At 32.1% G+C, this 17,201-nt stretch carries 18 protein-coding genes and 1 other RNA gene; 2 read left to right on the top strand and 17 right to left on the bottom strand.

All coding sequences use genetic code 11. From position 1 onward, the window contains the following. Window positions 1-71: 71 nt before the first annotated feature. From CHRY9293_RS13305 to CHRY9293_RS13275, 7 genes are all read right to left on the bottom strand, one after another. Window positions 72-1,325: a pyridoxal phosphate-dependent aminotransferase gene (locus CHRY9293_RS13305; RefSeq protein ID WP_162033427.1), complete on the bottom strand. Its 1,254-nt coding sequence runs from the start codon at window positions 1,323-1,325 to the stop codon at window positions 72-74. A gap of 23 nt (window positions 1,326-1,348) precedes the next feature. Beyond that, window positions 1,349-2,257 carry a tol-pal system YbgF family protein gene (locus tag CHRY9293_RS13300; RefSeq protein ID WP_162033426.1) on the bottom strand — a complete coding sequence of 303 codons (909 nt, stop codon included), beginning with the start codon at window positions 2,255-2,257 and terminating at the stop codon, window positions 1,349-1,351. 17 nt (window positions 2,258-2,274) lie between these two features. Beyond that, on the bottom strand, window positions 2,275-3,990 hold the full coding sequence (locus CHRY9293_RS13295) for a phospho-sugar mutase (protein ID WP_162033425.1): 1,716 nt from the start codon (window positions 3,988-3,990) through the stop codon (window positions 2,275-2,277). A gap of 85 nt (window positions 3,991-4,075) precedes the next feature. Beyond that, a complete protein-coding gene (locus tag CHRY9293_RS13290; RefSeq protein WP_162033424.1) occupies window positions 4,076-4,777 on the bottom strand; it encodes a GIN domain-containing protein in 702 nt (233 codons plus the stop codon). A 6-nt stretch (window positions 4,778-4,783) separates the two neighbouring features. Continuing rightward, window positions 4,784-5,512: a DUF3667 domain-containing protein gene (locus tag CHRY9293_RS13285; RefSeq protein WP_162033423.1), complete on the bottom strand. Its 729-nt coding sequence runs from the start codon at window positions 5,510-5,512 to the stop codon at window positions 4,784-4,786. 55 nt (window positions 5,513-5,567) lie between these two features. Beyond that, entirely contained in the window at window positions 5,568-6,518 is a 951-nt protein-coding gene (locus CHRY9293_RS13280) for a glycosyltransferase family 2 protein (protein WP_162033422.1), read from the bottom strand. Between the two features lie 17 nt (window positions 6,519-6,535). Further along, window positions 6,536-7,120: a DUF4199 domain-containing protein gene (locus CHRY9293_RS13275; protein ID WP_162033421.1), complete on the bottom strand. Its 585-nt coding sequence runs from the start codon at window positions 7,118-7,120 to the stop codon at window positions 6,536-6,538. Between the two features lie 131 nt (window positions 7,121-7,251). Here CHRY9293_RS13275 and ffs point away from each other — a divergent pair. Beyond that, window positions 7,252-7,349: signal recognition particle sRNA small type (ffs, locus tag CHRY9293_RS13270), an RNA gene on the top strand. A 106-nt stretch (window positions 7,350-7,455) separates the two neighbouring features. On the opposite strand, the gene CHRY9293_RS13260 is transcribed toward ffs, so the two are convergent. The 6 genes from CHRY9293_RS13260 to gyrA all read right to left on the bottom strand — a co-directional run bounded on the left by CHRY9293_RS13260 (window position 7,456) and on the right by gyrA (window position 14,507). Beyond that, window positions 7,456-8,142 carry a metal-dependent hydrolase gene (locus CHRY9293_RS13260; RefSeq protein WP_162033420.1) on the bottom strand — a complete coding sequence of 229 codons (687 nt, stop codon included), beginning with the start codon at window positions 8,140-8,142 and terminating at the stop codon, window positions 7,456-7,458. Between the two features lie 309 nt (window positions 8,143-8,451). Beyond that, window positions 8,452-8,898: an SRPBCC family protein gene (locus CHRY9293_RS13255; protein ID WP_162033419.1), complete on the bottom strand. Its 447-nt coding sequence runs from the start codon at window positions 8,896-8,898 to the stop codon at window positions 8,452-8,454. A 12-nt stretch (window positions 8,899-8,910) separates the two neighbouring features. Further along, window positions 8,911-9,840, bottom strand: coding sequence for a 1,4-dihydroxy-2-naphthoate octaprenyltransferase (menA, locus tag CHRY9293_RS13250; RefSeq protein ID WP_162033418.1), 930 nt, complete (start codon window positions 9,838-9,840; stop codon window positions 8,911-8,913). Between the two features lie 29 nt (window positions 9,841-9,869). Further along, window positions 9,870-10,706 (bottom strand): 1,4-dihydroxy-2-naphthoyl-CoA synthase, encoded by an 837-nt coding sequence (locus CHRY9293_RS13245; RefSeq protein WP_122636568.1) that lies wholly within the window; start codon window positions 10,704-10,706, stop codon window positions 9,870-9,872. Between the two features lie 156 nt (window positions 10,707-10,862). Continuing rightward, on the bottom strand, window positions 10,863-11,894 hold the full coding sequence (locus CHRY9293_RS13240; protein WP_162033417.1) for a tetratricopeptide repeat protein: 1,032 nt from the start codon (window positions 11,892-11,894) through the stop codon (window positions 10,863-10,865). A 27-nt stretch (window positions 11,895-11,921) separates the two neighbouring features. Further along, a complete protein-coding gene (gyrA, locus tag CHRY9293_RS13235; protein ID WP_162033416.1) occupies window positions 11,922-14,507 on the bottom strand; it encodes a DNA gyrase subunit A in 2,586 nt (861 codons plus the stop codon). A 148-nt stretch (window positions 14,508-14,655) separates the two neighbouring features. Here gyrA and CHRY9293_RS13230 point away from each other — a divergent pair, with 148 nt between their 5' ends. Further along, a complete protein-coding gene (locus tag CHRY9293_RS13230; RefSeq protein WP_162033415.1) occupies window positions 14,656-14,970 on the top strand; it encodes a DUF4286 family protein in 315 nt (104 codons plus the stop codon). 96 nt (window positions 14,971-15,066) lie between these two features. On the opposite strand, the gene CHRY9293_RS13225 is transcribed toward CHRY9293_RS13230, so the two are convergent. The 4 genes from CHRY9293_RS13225 to CHRY9293_RS13210 form a co-directional block, all read right to left on the bottom strand. Continuing rightward, complete coding sequence (locus tag CHRY9293_RS13225; RefSeq protein ID WP_162033414.1) at window positions 15,067-15,258, bottom strand: hypothetical protein; 192 nt, start codon at window positions 15,256-15,258, stop codon at window positions 15,067-15,069. A 217-nt stretch (window positions 15,259-15,475) separates the two neighbouring features. Continuing rightward, window positions 15,476-15,925, bottom strand: a complete 450-nt coding sequence (locus tag CHRY9293_RS13220) for a GNAT family N-acetyltransferase (RefSeq protein ID WP_162033413.1) — start codon at window positions 15,923-15,925, stop codon at window positions 15,476-15,478. After that, window positions 15,926-16,441 carry a DUF421 domain-containing protein gene (locus CHRY9293_RS13215; RefSeq protein ID WP_162033412.1) on the bottom strand — a complete coding sequence of 172 codons (516 nt, stop codon included), beginning with the start codon at window positions 16,439-16,441 and terminating at the stop codon, window positions 15,926-15,928. A gap of 107 nt (window positions 16,442-16,548) precedes the next feature. Then, window positions 16,549-16,956 carry a hypothetical protein gene (locus CHRY9293_RS13210; protein WP_162033411.1) on the bottom strand — a complete coding sequence of 136 codons (408 nt, stop codon included), beginning with the start codon at window positions 16,954-16,956 and terminating at the stop codon, window positions 16,549-16,551. Between the last annotated feature and the right edge of the window lie 245 nt (window positions 16,957-17,201).

Below are 17,201 nucleotides of genomic sequence, written 5' to 3'. Positions count from 1 at the left end.
GAATTTTTGTGTTTCCTGTAAAAGACAATCGACTATTTTACTTAGAATAGTCGATTATCATTTTATATATATTATTTTAATTTGCTTAGAGCGCTTTCCAGCTTTGGCATCATTCCTCCAATTTCATTGATTTCTAAACCACCTACAGAAGCTCGGAACCAAGGTTCCGATTTTGCTTCTCCAAAAGCAGAGAATGGAACTAAAGCTACTCCGGCTTCATTAATTAAATAGAAAACAAGATCAGAAGAATTTTCAATAACTGAACCATCTTGTTTAGTTTTACCTATATAATCTAATTTGATGGTCAAATAAAGTGCCCCCATTGGCTCAATACTGTCTACTGCAAATCCTTTTTCTTTCAAATTCTGAATTCCCCCATGAAGTACTTTTAAACTAGCTTCCAGTTGGCCTTTAAAGTCTTCCATGAAAGAATTTACATCTTCTGGGTTTTCATAATACTTAGCAGTAGCTTCTTGCTCCGGTTTAGGTGCCCAAGCTCCAACATGCGTAAGTAGAGCTTTCATTTTATCAATAATATGAGTAGGCCCAAATCCCCATCCTACACGTACACCTGTTGCTGCAAGACATTTAGAAATTCCATCGATATAAATAGTATACTCTTTCATTTCCGGGAAAAGAGAAACAGGATCTACATGCTCTGCACCAAAAGTAAGATTAGAATAAATTTGATCATACATCAAGTACAATGGTTTTTCATCTTCTCTTCTATTTTTATTTTCCGCTACAATCAATTCGCATATCTCTGAAAGCTGCTCTTTTGTGAACATCGTTCCCGTAGGATTCAGAGGTGAGCAAAGTGCAACTAATACAGCGCCTTTCAAGTGTGGTCTTAAATCATCTGCAGTGGGAAGGAAATTGTTTTCAGGAGTCGTTTTAACCTCTATTGCATCTGCTGAAGTAAGATAAGCATAGTGATTATTATTCCAAGAAGGAGTTGGATATACTACTTTATCACCTTCATCAACAATCGTTTTATAAACTGCATAAATCAATGGTCTTGAACCCGCTGTAATTAAAATATCATTGGGGGTGTATTCTAAATTCCATCTTGTTTTTAAATCTTTAGACACTTCTTTTCTTAACGATAAAAGTCCATTAGCAGGCGGATAATTTGTCAGATTATTCTGATAAGCTTTCTGAATTTCCTCTTTTAATTTTGCCGGTATCGGATAAATATTAGAGTTCAGATCACCAATGGTAAGATTCGCAATTTCTGCTCCTTTCGCCTTTAATTCATTTACTTCATTACCAATTTTTACAATTTCAGAACCGATTAGGTTCGCTGCTAATTTTGAAACTTTCACTTTACTTTTATTTAAAATTTATGTTAATATTTTTTTTCTAAACTTATTTTATCATGTATTTGGTCTACAGAAATTTGCGATTCAAAAAAATCTAAAAGTTCTTGCACTTTTTTTGCCGTTTCTGAGTTGGGATATTTTTTGATAATCCGATTGAACTCATCTTTATTTTCATCATATAATTTTCCATCTGCTCTTTCATACGTCGGCGTATTATCCATTCCAAATAAATAATCATATAAATAATTATTATATTTTTCTTTAGCCACATTCATTAAATCACTTTTCGGGTATTTTTTAATAAAATTTTCCCAAAAAATAACTCTATCACCCAATTCTTTCCATGATATAACAATACCTGCATCTTCTGCATAATTTACTTTGTCCTCTATTGATAGTTGCTTAATATAAGCATTATAATCGAAAGTAACACTATTTTTAAATATATTATAATAATAATTCGAATCTGACCAAACTTCTGTATAACCTTCCCCTACTTCTCTAAATTCAAGATTAACTTTTTTCAATTCGGCTGAAAGTGTCTTTATATCTTCAGGAAATTTATACATTCCATTTTCAGAATCGTAATAGTTCACATATTTATCTAAAACATCTCCGTTTATCTCACTTATGCACTGAATGTATTTATCCCTAATTTTCAGATAATTTTTATACAGTCTATTATTCTTTTCAAGAGGATTCATAGCAACTTCTTTTCTAACTTCATCATTATACCATTGAAGAGCCTCAATATAATCTTTTGTTTTATTGTTTGGAGAACATACTGTATCAATAGGTCGATACGAATCTTCTTTTGTAACAATACTATTGAGGGTATCATGTACAATATTTCTTCCAGTTACGATCTGTTCATTCTTTTTGCATGAAAGAATAACTATAAGTAAAATAAAAGCTGCTACCCTCTTTTTAATCATGTTTTATGATTTACTAATTAATTCAACTTCAAATCTCTTCTCACATCTTCGATTTTCTGTTCTAAAGATTTTAATGTATCTCTAAAATCTGTTTCCGAATGTATTGACTCTTTTACTGAGATATAGAATTTAATCTTAGGCTCTGTTCCTGATGGTCTTACACAAACTTTAGTTCCATCCTGAGTATAGTAAATTAATACGTTAGATTTCGGAATATCATTCATTATAGTTCTTTCATTCTTAGAGACCGTAAAATTGGTTTGTTCTTTAAAATCTTTAATTTCTTCCACTAAAGAGCCTGCTAGTTCTTTCGGAGGATTTTCACGGAAGTTTTTCATCATCTCCTGAATTTCTTCGGCTCCTTCTTTTCCTTTCCTTACGAGGTTTATCAATCCTTCATAATACATTCCTGTTTCTTGATAAATTTCGATAAGGTATTGATACATTGTTTTTCCGTTCGCTTTACACCAAGCAGCAATCTCACAAGCTAATAAAATACTACCACAAGAATCTTTATCACGAACAAAATCTCCTGTCATAAAACCAAAACTTTCTTCTCCTCCACATATAAACTTTTCTTTTCCTTCAAAATCACGGATCATTTTTCCTATCCATTTGAAACCCGTAAGACCTACTTTACAATCTACACCAAATTTTTGAGCGATATCAAAGAAAATATCTGAAGTTACAATCGTTGAACCAATAAATTCTTTTCCTGTAATCTTACCTTGTTTTCTCCATTCATTTAAAATATAATAGGTAAGAATAGTATTGGTTTGATTACCATTAAGCAACTGAATTTCACCCTCTAAATTTCTTATTGCAATTCCTAATCTATCACCATCGGGATCTGTTCCAATTACAATATCTGCATTCGTTATTTTTGCCAGATCCATTGCCATTTCCAAAGCAGCAGGTTCTTCAGGATTGGGAGAATCTACTGTGGGGAAATTGCCACTTGGAATCATTTGTTCCTTAACTAAATCTATCTTTTTAAATCCGGCTTTCTTTAATGCTTTTGGAATTGTGGTATAAGTCGTTCCATGAATCGATGTAAAAACAATATTTAAATTTTCTTTTCCAACATCCTGATAAATCGAATTTTCAATACATGCGTCAATATATACATCATCTTGCTCTTCTCCAATCCATTCAATTAAATGATCATTGCCATCAAATTTAATATCTTCAAATTTAACAGAATATACTTCATTAATAATAGCCTCATCATGAGGAGGAACTATTTGTGCTCCATCATTCCAATATACTTTATATCCATTATATTCAGGAGGATTATGAGATGCTGTTAATACAATTCCTCCATGGCATTTTTTATCCCGAACAGTAAAAGATAATTCAGGAGTTGGTCTGTGATCTTTGAATAACAATACTTTAATTCCATTTGCCGTTAAAACATCAGCAACCAACTTACCAAATTCTCTTGAATTATTTCTCACATCATAAGCAATAGCTACTTTAATGTCTTCCCCTTTAAATTGACTTAACATATAATTTGCAAGTCCCTGTGTAGCTTGACCTAACGTATATTTATTTAAACGATTAATTCCTACTCCCATAATTCCGCGCATACCTCCTGTTCCGAATTCCAACTCCTTGTAAAAAGAATCTTCCAAATCAGGAGAATTACTATCAATAAGTAATTGTACGGCATCTCTTGTTTCCTTATCAAATGTATCGCTTAACCAAAGCTTTGCCCTTTCTAACGTTGTCATATTTATATTTTGTACTTATTTTATTTTGTAAAATTTGTTTTGCAGATTACAACTATTCATGCTCAACCTCACTTATTTTTATTAATCACTCTAATTTTTTATTCTCTACATGCGTAGTTTTTTCAATTTTAAATGCACGGATAGGGTCATTATAATACAAAAATTTTGCAGTATTTTGGATATGTCCTTTCAAAGAATCCCGTACATTAACTTCCGCATAATTCCCATTTTTTGAATCTATATTTAAAGTTTCAATTTTCCAGTAAGGAGCAATTAAACTCGCTGTATCAGAGATTTTTATGACCGCATCCTTCGTCTGCCCTAAAAAGTTAGCTCTACTTCGATTCAACATTTCAATTTCTGCCCTTCTCGTATTTACTGAACCCATAAATGTAGCATTATTTTTTAAATTCAACCTAAAATTATCCGTCTTAATTTCACTCGAAATATTCATTTCTACAGAATCAGAAATAGAGATCTTCTCTAAATTATACTTTGAATAAATTGTTACATTATAAAAATCTACCCCTTTTGTTCCTCTCTTTTCTTCAATAGAAAGAGTATTGTCTTTTACTTCAATATCCAGATTATTAGCAATATTTGGATAGGTCTCAATTTCAATAAAATTTTTAGAGCCTTTAGCATAAAAAACACGAAACTTTCCTTTCAAATTTAAATTAGCAAATCCTGACACATCCAAATCTTTTACTTCAATATTTCCCTTAGGAGAAATTTTTCCGCAAGAAATAATTCCTAACAATAGAACCGTGTACAATATATTTTTCATACCAAATTAAAATATTTCATATAAGATAAAACTTATGATACTAATTTCCAATCCCATTAATACATAAAAAGTTGATACTCTCCACAATAAACCTGGATTTGAGTATGAATCTTTAAAAGCATTCCAATAAGTAATTGCCGGGAAGAGAATAAAAAGACCAAATATAATTTTGTCAATAATATTGAAAATCATAGAAATAGGCTTCCATAAACCTATCAAACTGACAATATCATCCAACAAAAATAAGATTAAAATTCCTAAAAGACTAACAGTTCCAATGATAAAATGCTCCGCAATATTCAATTTTACTTTTTTAAAAAGAAAATAGGCATTAATAGCTAACATCGGGATAATAACAAATAATATGGTTTTAGAGTATTTTGAAAAAAATGCCTTGATATCTGAAGATTGGGCAAGTGTTTCCTGAGGTGCAAACTTTTCATAAAAATGCAACCCTAACACATTAAAACTGAAAAGAATCAGTAACAATGATATAAAATTATTGTATCTGATTCTTTTTCCCGAAATATAATCCATGGCTGTTTTTCCGGGCCTGAATAAAACATTTTTTATCGTTTGGAAAAATTTAGTTTCCACATGCCAAATTGATCCAAGAATATCATTTTTAATAAGAGAATGGAATGTGATCCTTTCTGTATTTGATTTTTGCCCACAATGAGAACAAAATTCATCAGAAAGTGAATGTCCGCAATTCAAACAAATTTTATTACTCATAATTAATACATTACACTATTTTCCTAGAAATAATGAAAAATACATCATAGCAATTTTAAATTATTTCATCAATATTATAATTCTTATGTTCTCTATTCGTTCTAATAATCATTTCGCCTAAAAATCCTGCAACGAAAAGCAAAGTCCCCATGATCATCATGGTTAATGCAATATAAAACCAAGGATTATTAGTGATTAAATGTCCATAAATTCCTTTTGAAACATCAATTAATTTTGAAACGCCTAACCATAAAGCCGAAAGAAAACCTACGATAAACATTAAGGTACCTACAGCTCCAAAGAAATGCATAGGCCTTCCTCCAAAACGACTGACAAACCAAAGTGTTACCAAATCTAAAAAGCCTCTGATAAATCTTTCTGTTCCAAATTTTGAACTTCCGTAAGGTCTTGCTTGGTGTTGAACTTCTTTTTCAGTAATTCTTCTAAAACCTGCATTTGCTGCCAAAACCGGGATATATCGATGCATATCTCCATATACGTCAATGGATTTTACTACTTGTTTTTTATAAGCCTTCAATCCACAATTGAAATCATGAAGATACACTCCAGAAACTTTTCTGGCAGCCGCATTGAATAATTTTGACGGTACATTTTTCGTCATCACGTTATCAAAACGTTTCTTTTTCCATCCTGATACAATATCATAATTGTCTTCAACAATCATGTTGTAGAGCTCAGGAATTTCTTCTGGGAAATCCTGTAAATCAGCATCCATAGTGATTACAACTTCCCCATTTGCTCGCTCAAATGCAGCATGGAGGGCTTGTGATTTACCATAATTTCTAGAAAACTTGATTGCTCTTATTTGAGGATATTGCACTTTCAAATTTTCGATGATATTCCATGATAAGTCTGTACTTCCGTCATCTACAAACCAGATTTCATAGGTCAAATGATTTGACTTACAAACATTATCAATTCTTGAGAAAAGCTCTTCCAAAGAAGCTTCTTCATTAAGCAAAGGAATAACTATAGATAGGTTCATTTAATTTTTTAAAATTTTTATTGAGGTTGAACTGTTTTTGTTCTAAAAAACGCTCCGAAAAACACTGACAAAACTACGTAAAATAAAAGAATTGCTGCAAAATATCCTGAAAAATGGCTGGCTGTAAGCATATCCTTTCCTTTTATAGACTCAGGATTAAATCTTTGTAAGCCTTCTTTATATTTTTGTTCCAGTTCGTCAATATCTTTTTGATGCTTCAGAATTTTTTTTGCAGAAGTATATTCTGCATCCAGTTCTGATTTCTGTCTTTGTACATATTGATAGTTCAATAGTTTTTTGGCATCGATATCTATAAAGTTTAAAAAAGTATAAATACTAAAAATAGAAAGAATGCCTCCTATAAACATAGGGATAAAAGCTCTTTTAAACGCATCTCTAAAGCTTACTACTTTATGAGTATTCCAGTACGATTTAACAGATAAAAAAGCGCCTCCTGCATATAATATAGGCAAAAAGAAAGAGTTGACTTTCAATGAGATATCAAAATAATTGATTCCCGAGAAAAAATAATATACTACAAAAAAAATAACCATTGTAGTAATAAAAAGTATAATTCCTAATGTTGATGGACTTTTCGTCATATTTAATTTTTTAGAAAAAAGTTGAAAAATTATTTCTTTAAATTTCAGCCGTTTAGCTCTATTACTGTATTTTTTCGCCTATTTTTCTTTAATAATGTTTTCAAGTTTATAAAATATTCCTATCTTTGCAACGGCAAGTCCTAAACAACCAGCTCCTGAGAATCCTCCAGGGTGGGAACGCAGCAAAGGTAATTGGTCGTAGCGGTGTGATTTAGGTAGCTTGCCATTTTTTATTGGTTTAAGTTGAAGAGAGGTAATTTGAAAATTATCTTTTTTTGTTTTTAATCTTTCCCACATTTCTATACTAATTTTCAAATTACTGCTCTGCATTTTTATTAAAATTCGAACTCCTCTCCTAATTTTGGTAAAACAAGTTCTATATTTTTGTCTGCAAAATGCTTCAGTGCACTTTCATGATTGATTTCAATAGCAGGAAAAGTATCAAAATGACACCCTATTACTCTAGGTGTTCTTAATAATTCTGCTGCTGCAAAAGCCGCTTTTCTTGGACACATCGTATAATGACTCCCAATCGGAAGAATAGATAGATCTATAGCCCCAAAAAGCCGTGGAAATAGCTCCATATCCGCCATTACACCTGTATCTCCTGCCAAATAGACATTTTTTCCTTCTGGCAATCTAAAAATATACCCTACAGGAACACCTCCATAAGTCCCATCTGGGAAAGAACTTGTATGGTGAGCTGTTACCATAGATATTTTCAGGTCGTCAATTTTTGCTGATCCTCCTAAGTTAACATCCTTGGTGTTTTTTGCATTTTTAAAATACCCACAAACCTCAGGAACTGCAATAATTACAGCTTCCGGATAATGCTGCAATACTTCTTCCACATCTGCAATATGATCACCATGAGCATGCGTTAATAGAATATAGTCAATTTTCTGAGCCGAAATATCAAATCCTGATTCTACTTTTTTATAATTGTAGAAAGGATCACTCAAAATAGTCTTGTCTTTATATGTAAATAAAAAACAATTTTGTCCTAAGAATTGTATTTTCATAATTTTTATTATTTTAAGTACATGAAATTGTTGAATTATATAAAATCTGATATAATAATACCGATATAGGTATAAGTATTATTATTTGAACAATTAATACTATTTTTTTAGAGGCTAATTTTCCAATTAATAAAAGAAAGCTCAGAATAGCATTAATAATAACAATGATTAAGATGATAAAAGGAATAAAAGCAATTTCAAAAATTGACATTCTGTCCCCTAATTCATCTATCAAGTTATAAAACAAAAATATAGCTAAAAGAATTGATAAAGAGGAACTGATTTTTAAAGCTATATTCATAATACCCTTTATTTTTTTGGAAATTTATCTTTAATTAAATTTAAATTGATTCCATGTTCCAGATAAGCTTTACAACCATCTAAAACTGTTGTAAAGCCCCCTGTATTATCATTAATTATTTTTAATAGATCTTCTCCTGTTTGTGAAAACCCATAACTTTTAATAATAACAAGCGTCCCTTCTTTCATCTTCTTAAATTCATAATCTACCCTACTCGAAGGATCTCCCCATTCAGTCTTTATTAAAGAGTTGGGAACAATTTGAAGAACTTTAACTTCTGATCTCGCATCATACATCTCCCATTCCCAAGTAATGGTTTCACCTTCTTCTAATCTTCCTGTAGACTTCGTAAACCAGAAATTAACAGTCAAGTCCGGATTAATGAACGCCTCAAAAACATCTTCGATAGATGCACGAATCAACATTTGAGCTTCCACATATATTTCTGAACTCATCATGATGCTATTTTAATTGAAAAAGTTAAGTCCAAAAGCTGTAAGGATAGCCATTACAAAAGTCATAATACCCACTTGCTTTAAGAATGGATCAAGTTCTTTTGGCTCTTTTACTGCCATAATCTTTCTTCTTAATTTCATAAGAGGCAATAGCAAAATCATTACGATAAAAACATAATAATTCTGGGATTGGAAGAATCCGTTTAATCCAAGAAACATTAAAATTAATATCAAAGGAAGTTGCAATAAAATCATTTCATAAATCATCGCATTTTTGAAGCCAATTCTCAATGCAAAACTATTTTTTCCAGAATGTCTATCGCTTTCTATATCTCTCATGTTATTAAGATTTAGAACTGCCATACTCATCATTCCTACTGCCGTTCCTGGTAACAAAATATCCCAACTAAAAGTTTTTGTGAATAAAAAATAGCTCCCACACACAGATACTAATCCGAAAAAAATAAATACGAAAATATCTCCTAATCCCATATATCCATACGGTTTTTTACCGACTGTATAACCTATTGCAGCTAAAATACTAGCGACTCCTAAACCAATGAATATATAAAATTCAGTCATATAATTCGGAATGAAAGCAAGGTATAAAAGGGCAATTGTCGCTACAAAGGATAAGATAGAAAATAGAATCACTGCATTTTTCATTTGCTTTGCTGTAATTTTTCCGGAAGCAACTGCTCTAGTTTCTGCTTCTGCAGCTCTTTTTGCATCTGTTCCTTTTACTCCATCACCATAATCATTCGCATAATTTGATAAAATCTGGTATAAAAGCGTTACTAAAAGTGCTAATGCCAAAACTCTCCAATCCCAGATTCCACCCTCACCATAAAGTCTCCACTTAGCAATGAAAGCTCCCATTATAATACCACTTAAAGAAAGAGGTAATGTTCTTAGCCTTGCGGCTTTTATCCAATCTGTCATAATTTATATAATGTAGATTAAATACCATTTTAAGATATCCATTGATTTTCTCCAAAATCAGGTTTTCTTTTTTCTAAGAATGCATTTCTTCCTTCTTGAGCTTCTTCTGTCATATAAGCCAAACGTGTTGCCTCCCCGGCAAAAACTTGTTGCCCTACCATACCATCATCTGTTAAGTTCATAGCAAATTTTAGCATTCTAATTGAAGTAGGAGATTTTTCTAAAATCTCTTGAGCCCATTCATAAGCTGTATCTTCTAATTCAGCATGAGGAACCACTTTATTTACCATTCCCATCTCAAAAGCCTCCTGAGCAGAATAATTTCTACCTAAAAAGAAAATTTCACGAGCTTTTTTTTGTCCTACCATTTTTGCAAGATAAGCGGATCCATATCCTCCATCGAAACTGGTTACATCGGCATCCGTTTGTTTAAAAATAGCATGTTCTTGACTTGCTAAGGTAAGATCACACACAACATGTAATGAATGTCCTCCTCCTACTGCCCAGCCGGGAACAACTGCGATAACCACTTTTGGCATAAACCGGATCAAGCGTTGAACTTCTAGAATATTGAGACGATGTCTCCCATCCTCACCTACATATCCTTGATGCCCTCTTGCCTTTTGATCTCCACCACTACAGAAAGCCCATCCTCCATCTTTAGGACTTGGCCCTTCACCTGAAAGTAAAACTACACCGATAGAGGAATCTTCATAAGCATCATAAAAAGCATCATATAGCTCTGATGTAGTTTTGGGTCTGAATGCATTACGTACTTCAGGTCTGTTGAAAGCAATTCTTGCGACTCCATTACATTTTTTGTAAGTAATATCTTCGTATTCTTTAGCGGTTTTCCACTCGATCATTTTTATAAAATTTTTCCCAAAGATACGGAAATTGCAGAGAATTTTTGAGGAGAAATTAACGATAATCTCTAAGAAAATATTTCCAGTTTTTAGTATTCGGAAAAAAGAAAACCGAAGCAATAAAGCCTCGGTTTTTATAGATTTTAATTCTAATTATTATTTAGGTTGTTTTGCTTGAAGCTCCGCTTCTTTAGCTTTCATTTCTGCCACTTTAGGTTGATTTTTAAGAATACCATAAATATCCTTAAGCGTCATTACCGCTTCTAGATTATCAGGAGTTGTCTGATACCATTTTTCCGCATAGGGAAGCGCTGAATTAAATCTTTCTTTTCTAGCTTCAATTTTGGTTGTAGCTTCATCAGGATTAGATTTTCTAAGTGCATTAATTTCATCTACTACTTTAGCATCATCTCCAATAATCGTATATACTAAATTTTGGTGAGCATTAGCCATATCCGGTTTCAATTCAATTGCTTTTTTAAATGAAGCAATAGCATCGTTTGTTGTCGCTGCATTTTTAGATTGTAAAACCCCTAAATTATACCAATTAGTAGCATCATTAGGATTTTTTGCTAATTGTTCTTTCAGATTAGCTAGAAACTTGTCTGTGTTTCCTGTAGCATATAAAGCGGTTCCTTGATACTCTTTTAGTTTAGCATTATCTGGGAATTTAGCTAACCCTTTTTCAATAATTGTTAAAGCTTCAGTATTCTTTTTGGAATTAAGAAGTAAAGTTGCTAAAGTTTCATATAAATCAGCTTCTACACTTTTGCTTTCTTCGGTTTTAAAATCAGAATAATCACCTCCGGACTTTTTCAACAATTCCCAAGTTGCTTTGTCATAGCTTGCCACTTGTCCTGTTTTCTTATCCTTTGCAGTATAAGTCGCTTGAACTCCTGTATATCCCGAATTAATCAAATCAGTATAAATTTTAATAGCCTGTTCGCTATTATTTGCCAAAGCATAATTAAGACCTGCATAATACATATATACTTTGTCCTCCTGGCCATTCCCTTTCAATAAGTCATAGACTTCCATAAATTTAGGAGCCGCAGCAGCATAGTTTTTTGCATCATAAGCAGCCATAGCCGCTTTATTAGCATTTTGTAGCTTTGTATTTACATCTTCTTTCTGTCCGAAAACAAAGGCTGATGAAACAATAGCTATACTCAAAATTAGCTTTCTCATAATCTATTTTATATTAGTTGTACAATATTATTCTTCAGAATCAAGATTCTCAGAGTCCTCTTGTTGATTTTCGCTTTCAACTTGAGGTGTTATATTGTTTTCTTGGTTATCAACCGTCGTTTCTATACCATCTTCTATTTCATCAGAATCTTCCTCTACATCTTTATCCATTTCTACTTTTGCAATAGCAGCAATTTCGTCATTCTTCTTAAGATTAATCATTCTTACTCCTTGCGTATTTCTTCCCATTACGCGCATTTCATCCATTCCCATTCTGATAGCCACCCCTGATTTATTGATAATCATCAATCCGTCTTCATCTGTTACATTTTGGATAGCAATTAGATTTCCTGTTTTTTCGGTAATGTTCAAGGTAATAACTCCTTTACCTCCTCTATTGGTGATTCTGTAGTCTTCTACTGCTGTTCTTTTACCATATCCTTTTTCAGATACAACAAGAACTGTCTCTTTTTCCACATCGTTTACCACAATCATTCCAATCGCTTCATCATTATCCTCCATCATAATACCTCGAACCCCAATAGATCCTCTTCCTACTTCTCTTACTTTCTCTTCTGGGAAGCGAATACATTTCCCATTTTTGGTAGCAATCATAATCTGAGAATTCCCATTTGTTAAATAGGCGCCAAGCAACTGGTCATTATCTCTAATTTCAATAGCATTCACTCCATTCACTCTTGGTCTTGAATATGCTTCAAGTGATGTTTTCTTGATGGTTCCATTTTTTGTCACCATCACTACACTCATTTGGTTTACATATTCAGCATCTTTTAAGTTATTGGTTCTTATGTATGCTTTGATTTTATCGTCAGGCTCAATATTAATTAAGTTTTGAACAGCTCTACCTTTTGCCGTTTTAGAACCTTCAGGAATTTCAAATACTCTCAACCAGTAACATCTTCCTTTTTCTGTGAAGAATAACATATACTGGTGATTTGTTGCTGAAACAATATATTCTAGGAAGTCTTCATCTCTTGTCGTTGCCGCTCTATTTCCTACGCCTCCTCTACTTTGAATTTTGTATTCTGAAAGTGAAGTTCTCTTAATATATCCTGCATGAGAAATAGTAAGAACCACAGATTCATTTGGTATAATATCTTCTATAGACATTTCACCTCCTGAATAATCAATTTCAGTTCTTCTTTCATCTCCATATTTCTCTTTCACTTCCAGTAACTCATCCTTGATAATGTGAAATCTTCTAGGCTCATTTGCCAAAATATCTTCCAAATCCGTAATTTCTTTCATGATCGCATCATATTCATCACGAATTTTATCAAGCTCCATTCCTGTTAAACGAGCAAGACGTAAATCAAGTATGGCCTGGGCTTGGATTTCAGAAAGATCAAATTCTGAAATTAAACCTTCTTTTGCCGCTTGCGGGTTGGTACTATGTCGGATGATTGAAATCGCTTTATCTAAAGAATCTTGCGTTCCAATTACTTTCATAAAGCCTTCTAAAATATGGGCTCTTTCTTTTGCTTTTTTAAGCTCAAATTGAGTTCTTCTAACAATTACTACATGTCGATGCTCTACAAAATGATGAATAATGTCTTTCAAGTTTAATTGTTCTGGCCTTCCATGTACCAAAGCAATATTATTAACGCTAAAAGACGTTTGAAGAGCTGTATATTTATAGAGTAAATTTAAAACAACATTTGGAATCGCATCATTTTTCAATTCATATACAATACGAAGACCTTTTCTATCAGATTCATCTCTGATTTCATAAATTCCAGGAATTTTTTCATCTTTTACAAGTTCAGCTGTTCTTGCGATCATTTCAGCCTTATTTACTTGATAAGGAACTTCATTTACTATAATAGCATTTCTGTTTCCTATTTCCTCAAAAGCTACCTTCGCTCTAAGAACCACTCTCCCACGACCTGTATGAAAAGCATCTCTTACCCCGTCATATCCATAGATAATTCCTCCCGTTGGAAAATCAGGAGCAATAATATGCTGCATCAATTCATCAATGGTAACTTCTTTATTATCAATATAAGCACAAATAGCATCTACAGACTCCGACAAATTATGTGGAGCCATATTGGTTGCCATCCCTACTGCAATTCCCGATGTTCCATTTACTAAAAGGTTTGGAATTTTAGTAGGCATAACTGTAGGTTCTTGCAAGCTGTCATCAAAGTTATTTTGAAAATCAACTGTTTCTTTATCTAAGTCTGAAAGAATCTCATCAGATATCTTTTTCAATCTTGCTTCGGTATAACGCATTGCAGCAGGAGGATCACCATCCATTGAACCAAAATTTCCTTGGCCATCAACTTGAGGATAACGCAAACTCCAATTTTGAGCCATTCTTACCATCGCATCGTATACAGAGGAGTCTCCGTGTGGGTGATACTTACCCAAAACATCCCCAACAATTCTAGCAGATTTTAAATATTTTCTATTAGAAAAAACTCCTAATCCATACATACCATACAGCACTCTTCTATGAACAGGTTTTAAGCCATCTCTCACGTCTGGTAGCGCTCTGGAAACGATAACCGACATCGAATAATCGATATAAGATGACTTCATTTCATCAACAATGTTGATAGGAATCAGTCTTTCTCCTTCTTTTTGCATAAACAAATTTTATTATAATGATAATCAGACCATTAGCTGTACGTCTGAAAATTATTTTTTTTGAATTTTTATTAACGGGCTAATTTACGAAAAAAATACCGACTTTTGCGGCAGAATTTATCCACAAAATCTTAAAAATTCATAAAATATGAGTATATTAAGTATAACTTTTCACTGTACCAAAATCAATATAGAAGAATGGGAAAACTATATTGATAATACGTTGATTTTAATGACAGAAAACTTAATGGATGTTACAAAATATATACTTTCCGAAGTAGATAGTGATTACATAGAAGATGGTAAAAACTATAATCTTCTTTTAATTTTCGACAATGATCAGGTAAGAGATGAGTTTGTTAACAGTGAGCTTCTCAATTTAAGTGAAATAATTGAGAAAAAATTTGGTAAAGAAATCATGATTTTTAATACTTTTCTCAATCCTAAAATATTAAAAATTTAATAAAAAATTAGAATCATATTCTTAAATAAGTTACCCCAAAATGCTTTCGCTTTTTTGGGGTAATTTAGTTCAGCACTTTTGTATTTTTCTTAACTTTTATCGATGATGCCCATGCTTTCTATATTTATGATGTCTATGATGATGTCCATGTCCTTTTTTTTCATAAACATATACTCTTTTTACATGTCCCGGAGGAACGACTCTCCCATGAGAATGGTCATGAACCACACAAGATAAAAGCATTGACACAGTGATTATAAAGCCTGTAATTGTAATCATTCTTTTCATTCTTCCCTTTTTTCAAATTTCAAAAGGAAAAAGTATCAATGTTAATGCCAAATTAAATTAAAATCAATAAATATAATTCGTTTTTACATAGTTGAATCAAATAATATTTTACAAAGTAATAATTATTAAAAATAACCTCCTTTTAATGCAGTAAAACATATTTATTTATCGATTATATAATTGAGAGACTTCTTTTTTCAAACAAAATAAGATCTTTCTACTCTCCATTTAGTTTTCCTATTTTTCTACGAGTCCCTACTATTCTAAAACCATTTTTTTGATGAAACTTGATAGATATTTCATTTTCCGGGAAGACACCTCCCTGCAACGTCCAAAAACCACGATTTTCACTATCTAAAATTATCTTTTTTAATAAAACAGATCCTAACCCTTTACCTTGATAAGCTTTAGTAAAATATATACATACTTCAGCGACTCCTTTTAGAGCTTTTCTTTTGCTTATTGCCTTTAAGGCACACCACCCCACTACTTCATTATTTTCATTTTCCAAAACCCACCTGCATTCATTAAAGTATTCCATATTCCAAGCCTCCGCAGTAGGGACTTCTGTTTCAAAGGTAGCAATTCCACTCTCTATTCCCTCTTTAAATATTTTTAGAACTTGCTCCTCATCAATAGGAAGCATCTCTCTCAATTCATAGTTCATTTATAGGTAATATTTACGTTTATTTTTCCTCTTAATCCTTGAATAATTAATTTGTTTGTTTTTTTCATCTTCAGAAATCACACTAATATTTCCATCCACCTCAAGAATAGATAATTTTACATGTTCAATGCCGTTCACGCCATGTTCTCTGATGGCTTCTTCTAATTCTCCTCTTGTAATTTTCACTTTATTTAGAGCTTTCTCGTCAATTATTCCGTCTTTTACAAGAATCACAGGGTCTTCCTCCATGAATGTATCAAAAGAACGATAAGAAAACATCAGTCTTTTTAAGATAAAATTCGCCCCAAACAGTACCAAAGCGGCAATAAGCCCACCCTCTAAAGAAGTATCAGGCCCCACCATAGCATTTTGTACTGCATTAGAGATTAGCAGAAGTAAAACAACATCTCCCGCATTAAGTTGAGACAGTTGATTTTTCCCAAAAATACGAATGGCAATTACCATGAATAGGTAAACGCATAATGAACGGATTACTACATCTACAATTGAATGCATGCTATTTTCTTATATACTCTAAATGTATTAATTTTTCCGATTCGCAAACAAGAAGGCATGAAAAAAGCCATATAGTTTTTTCTACATGGCTTGTTGATATTTAAAAATTATCGATTATTTATATCTACTCTTACAGGCATTACATAAGTAGAAGCTATCATACTTCCGTTTAGCTTATCACTATCTATCCGATAATGAAGATTACTTAGTACACTTTCAATTTCTCGATTTACATTCTTACAATCACCTTTAGAATGAATATTTACTAATTTCCCATTTTCTGTAACTTCAAATTTAACTTCAGAATTTACAATACCTTGTTTATAATCTGAATTCGTAAAATCAAAGTTCGCCATGAGCAAATCTCTTATTTCATTAAAAACATCATTTTTATTCAGTTGAACCTCTTGAATAGTATTGTTTGTTGAAGTTTGTTGTGCATTTATGGTATTAACACCAACTATCCCTATGCAAACAAAAAAAACAGCGATCCCTATTTGAATTTTATTTTTCATAATTTATTGACTTTTAATTATATATTAAATTATTTCATCTCTCTACATCAAAGATATCAAAAATAATTCATATTAATTTCATATTGAGTTAACATTTGGTTAACATTAAAATTAAAATGGCTCAGGCGCAAAAGTTGGGGGGAACTTTTAATACTATTATCTTTGCTTTATGATAAATGATCAGGAACTTCTTAAATTATTACTTCCAGAATTTTTGGTAGAACACTTTGATATACTAAAAGCCG

It is taken from the genome of Chryseobacterium potabilaquae (assembly GCF_902728265.1).
Taxonomy (GTDB): Bacteria; Bacteroidota; Bacteroidia; order Flavobacteriales; family Weeksellaceae; genus Chryseobacterium; species Chryseobacterium potabilaquae.
Note: the sequence above shows the minus strand (reverse complement) of the source record. Positions and strands in the feature narration are given on the sequence as shown.

What these genes read in the sequence shown, in the direction of transcription:
- CHRY9293_RS13300 (WP_162033426.1), bottom strand. Translation starts at nt 2,257, where the DNA reads ATGATTAAAAAGAGGGTAGCAGCTTTTATTTTACTTATAGTTATTCTT.
- CHRY9293_RS13295 (WP_162033425.1), bottom strand. Translation starts at nt 3,990, where the DNA reads ATGACAACGTTAGAAAGGGCAAAGCTTTGGTTAAGCGATACATTTGAT.
- CHRY9293_RS13290 (WP_162033424.1), bottom strand. Translation starts at nt 4,777, where the DNA reads ATGAAAAATATATTGTACACGGTTCTATTGTTAGGAATTATTTCTTGC.
- CHRY9293_RS13285 (WP_162033423.1), bottom strand. Translation starts at nt 5,512, where the DNA reads ATGAGTAATAAAATTTGTTTGAATTGCGGACATTCACTTTCTGATGAA.
- CHRY9293_RS13280 (WP_162033422.1), bottom strand. Translation starts at nt 6,518, where the DNA reads ATGAACCTATCTATAGTTATTCCTTTGCTTAATGAAGAAGCTTCTTTG.
- CHRY9293_RS13275 (WP_162033421.1), bottom strand. Translation starts at nt 7,120, where the DNA reads ATGACGAAAAGTCCATCAACATTAGGAATTATACTTTTTATTACTACA.
- CHRY9293_RS13260 (WP_162033420.1), bottom strand. Translation starts at nt 8,142, where the DNA reads ATGAAAATACAATTCTTAGGACAAAATTGTTTTTTATTTACATATAAA.
- CHRY9293_RS13255 (WP_162033419.1), bottom strand. Translation starts at nt 8,898, where the DNA reads ATGAGTTCAGAAATATATGTGGAAGCTCAAATGTTGATTCGTGCATCT.
- menA (WP_162033418.1), bottom strand. Translation starts at nt 9,840, where the DNA reads ATGACAGATTGGATAAAAGCCGCAAGGCTAAGAACATTACCTCTTTCT.
- CHRY9293_RS13245 (WP_122636568.1), bottom strand. Translation starts at nt 10,706, where the DNA reads ATGATCGAGTGGAAAACCGCTAAAGAATACGAAGATATTACTTACAAA.
- CHRY9293_RS13240 (WP_162033417.1), bottom strand. Translation starts at nt 11,894, where the DNA reads ATGAGAAAGCTAATTTTGAGTATAGCTATTGTTTCATCAGCCTTTGTT.
- gyrA (WP_162033416.1), bottom strand. Translation starts at nt 14,507, where the DNA reads ATGCAAAAAGAAGGAGAAAGACTGATTCCTATCAACATTGTTGATGAA.
- CHRY9293_RS13230 (WP_162033415.1), top strand. Translation starts at nt 14,656, where the DNA reads ATGAGTATATTAAGTATAACTTTTCACTGTACCAAAATCAATATAGAA.
- CHRY9293_RS13225 (WP_162033414.1), bottom strand. Translation starts at nt 15,258, where the DNA reads ATGAAAAGAATGATTACAATTACAGGCTTTATAATCACTGTGTCAATG.
- CHRY9293_RS13220 (WP_162033413.1), bottom strand. Translation starts at nt 15,925, where the DNA reads ATGAACTATGAATTGAGAGAGATGCTTCCTATTGATGAGGAGCAAGTT.
- CHRY9293_RS13215 (WP_162033412.1), bottom strand. Translation starts at nt 16,441, where the DNA reads ATGCATTCAATTGTAGATGTAGTAATCCGTTCATTATGCGTTTACCTA.
- CHRY9293_RS13210 (WP_162033411.1), bottom strand. Translation starts at nt 16,956, where the DNA reads ATGAAAAATAAAATTCAAATAGGGATCGCTGTTTTTTTTGTTTGCATA.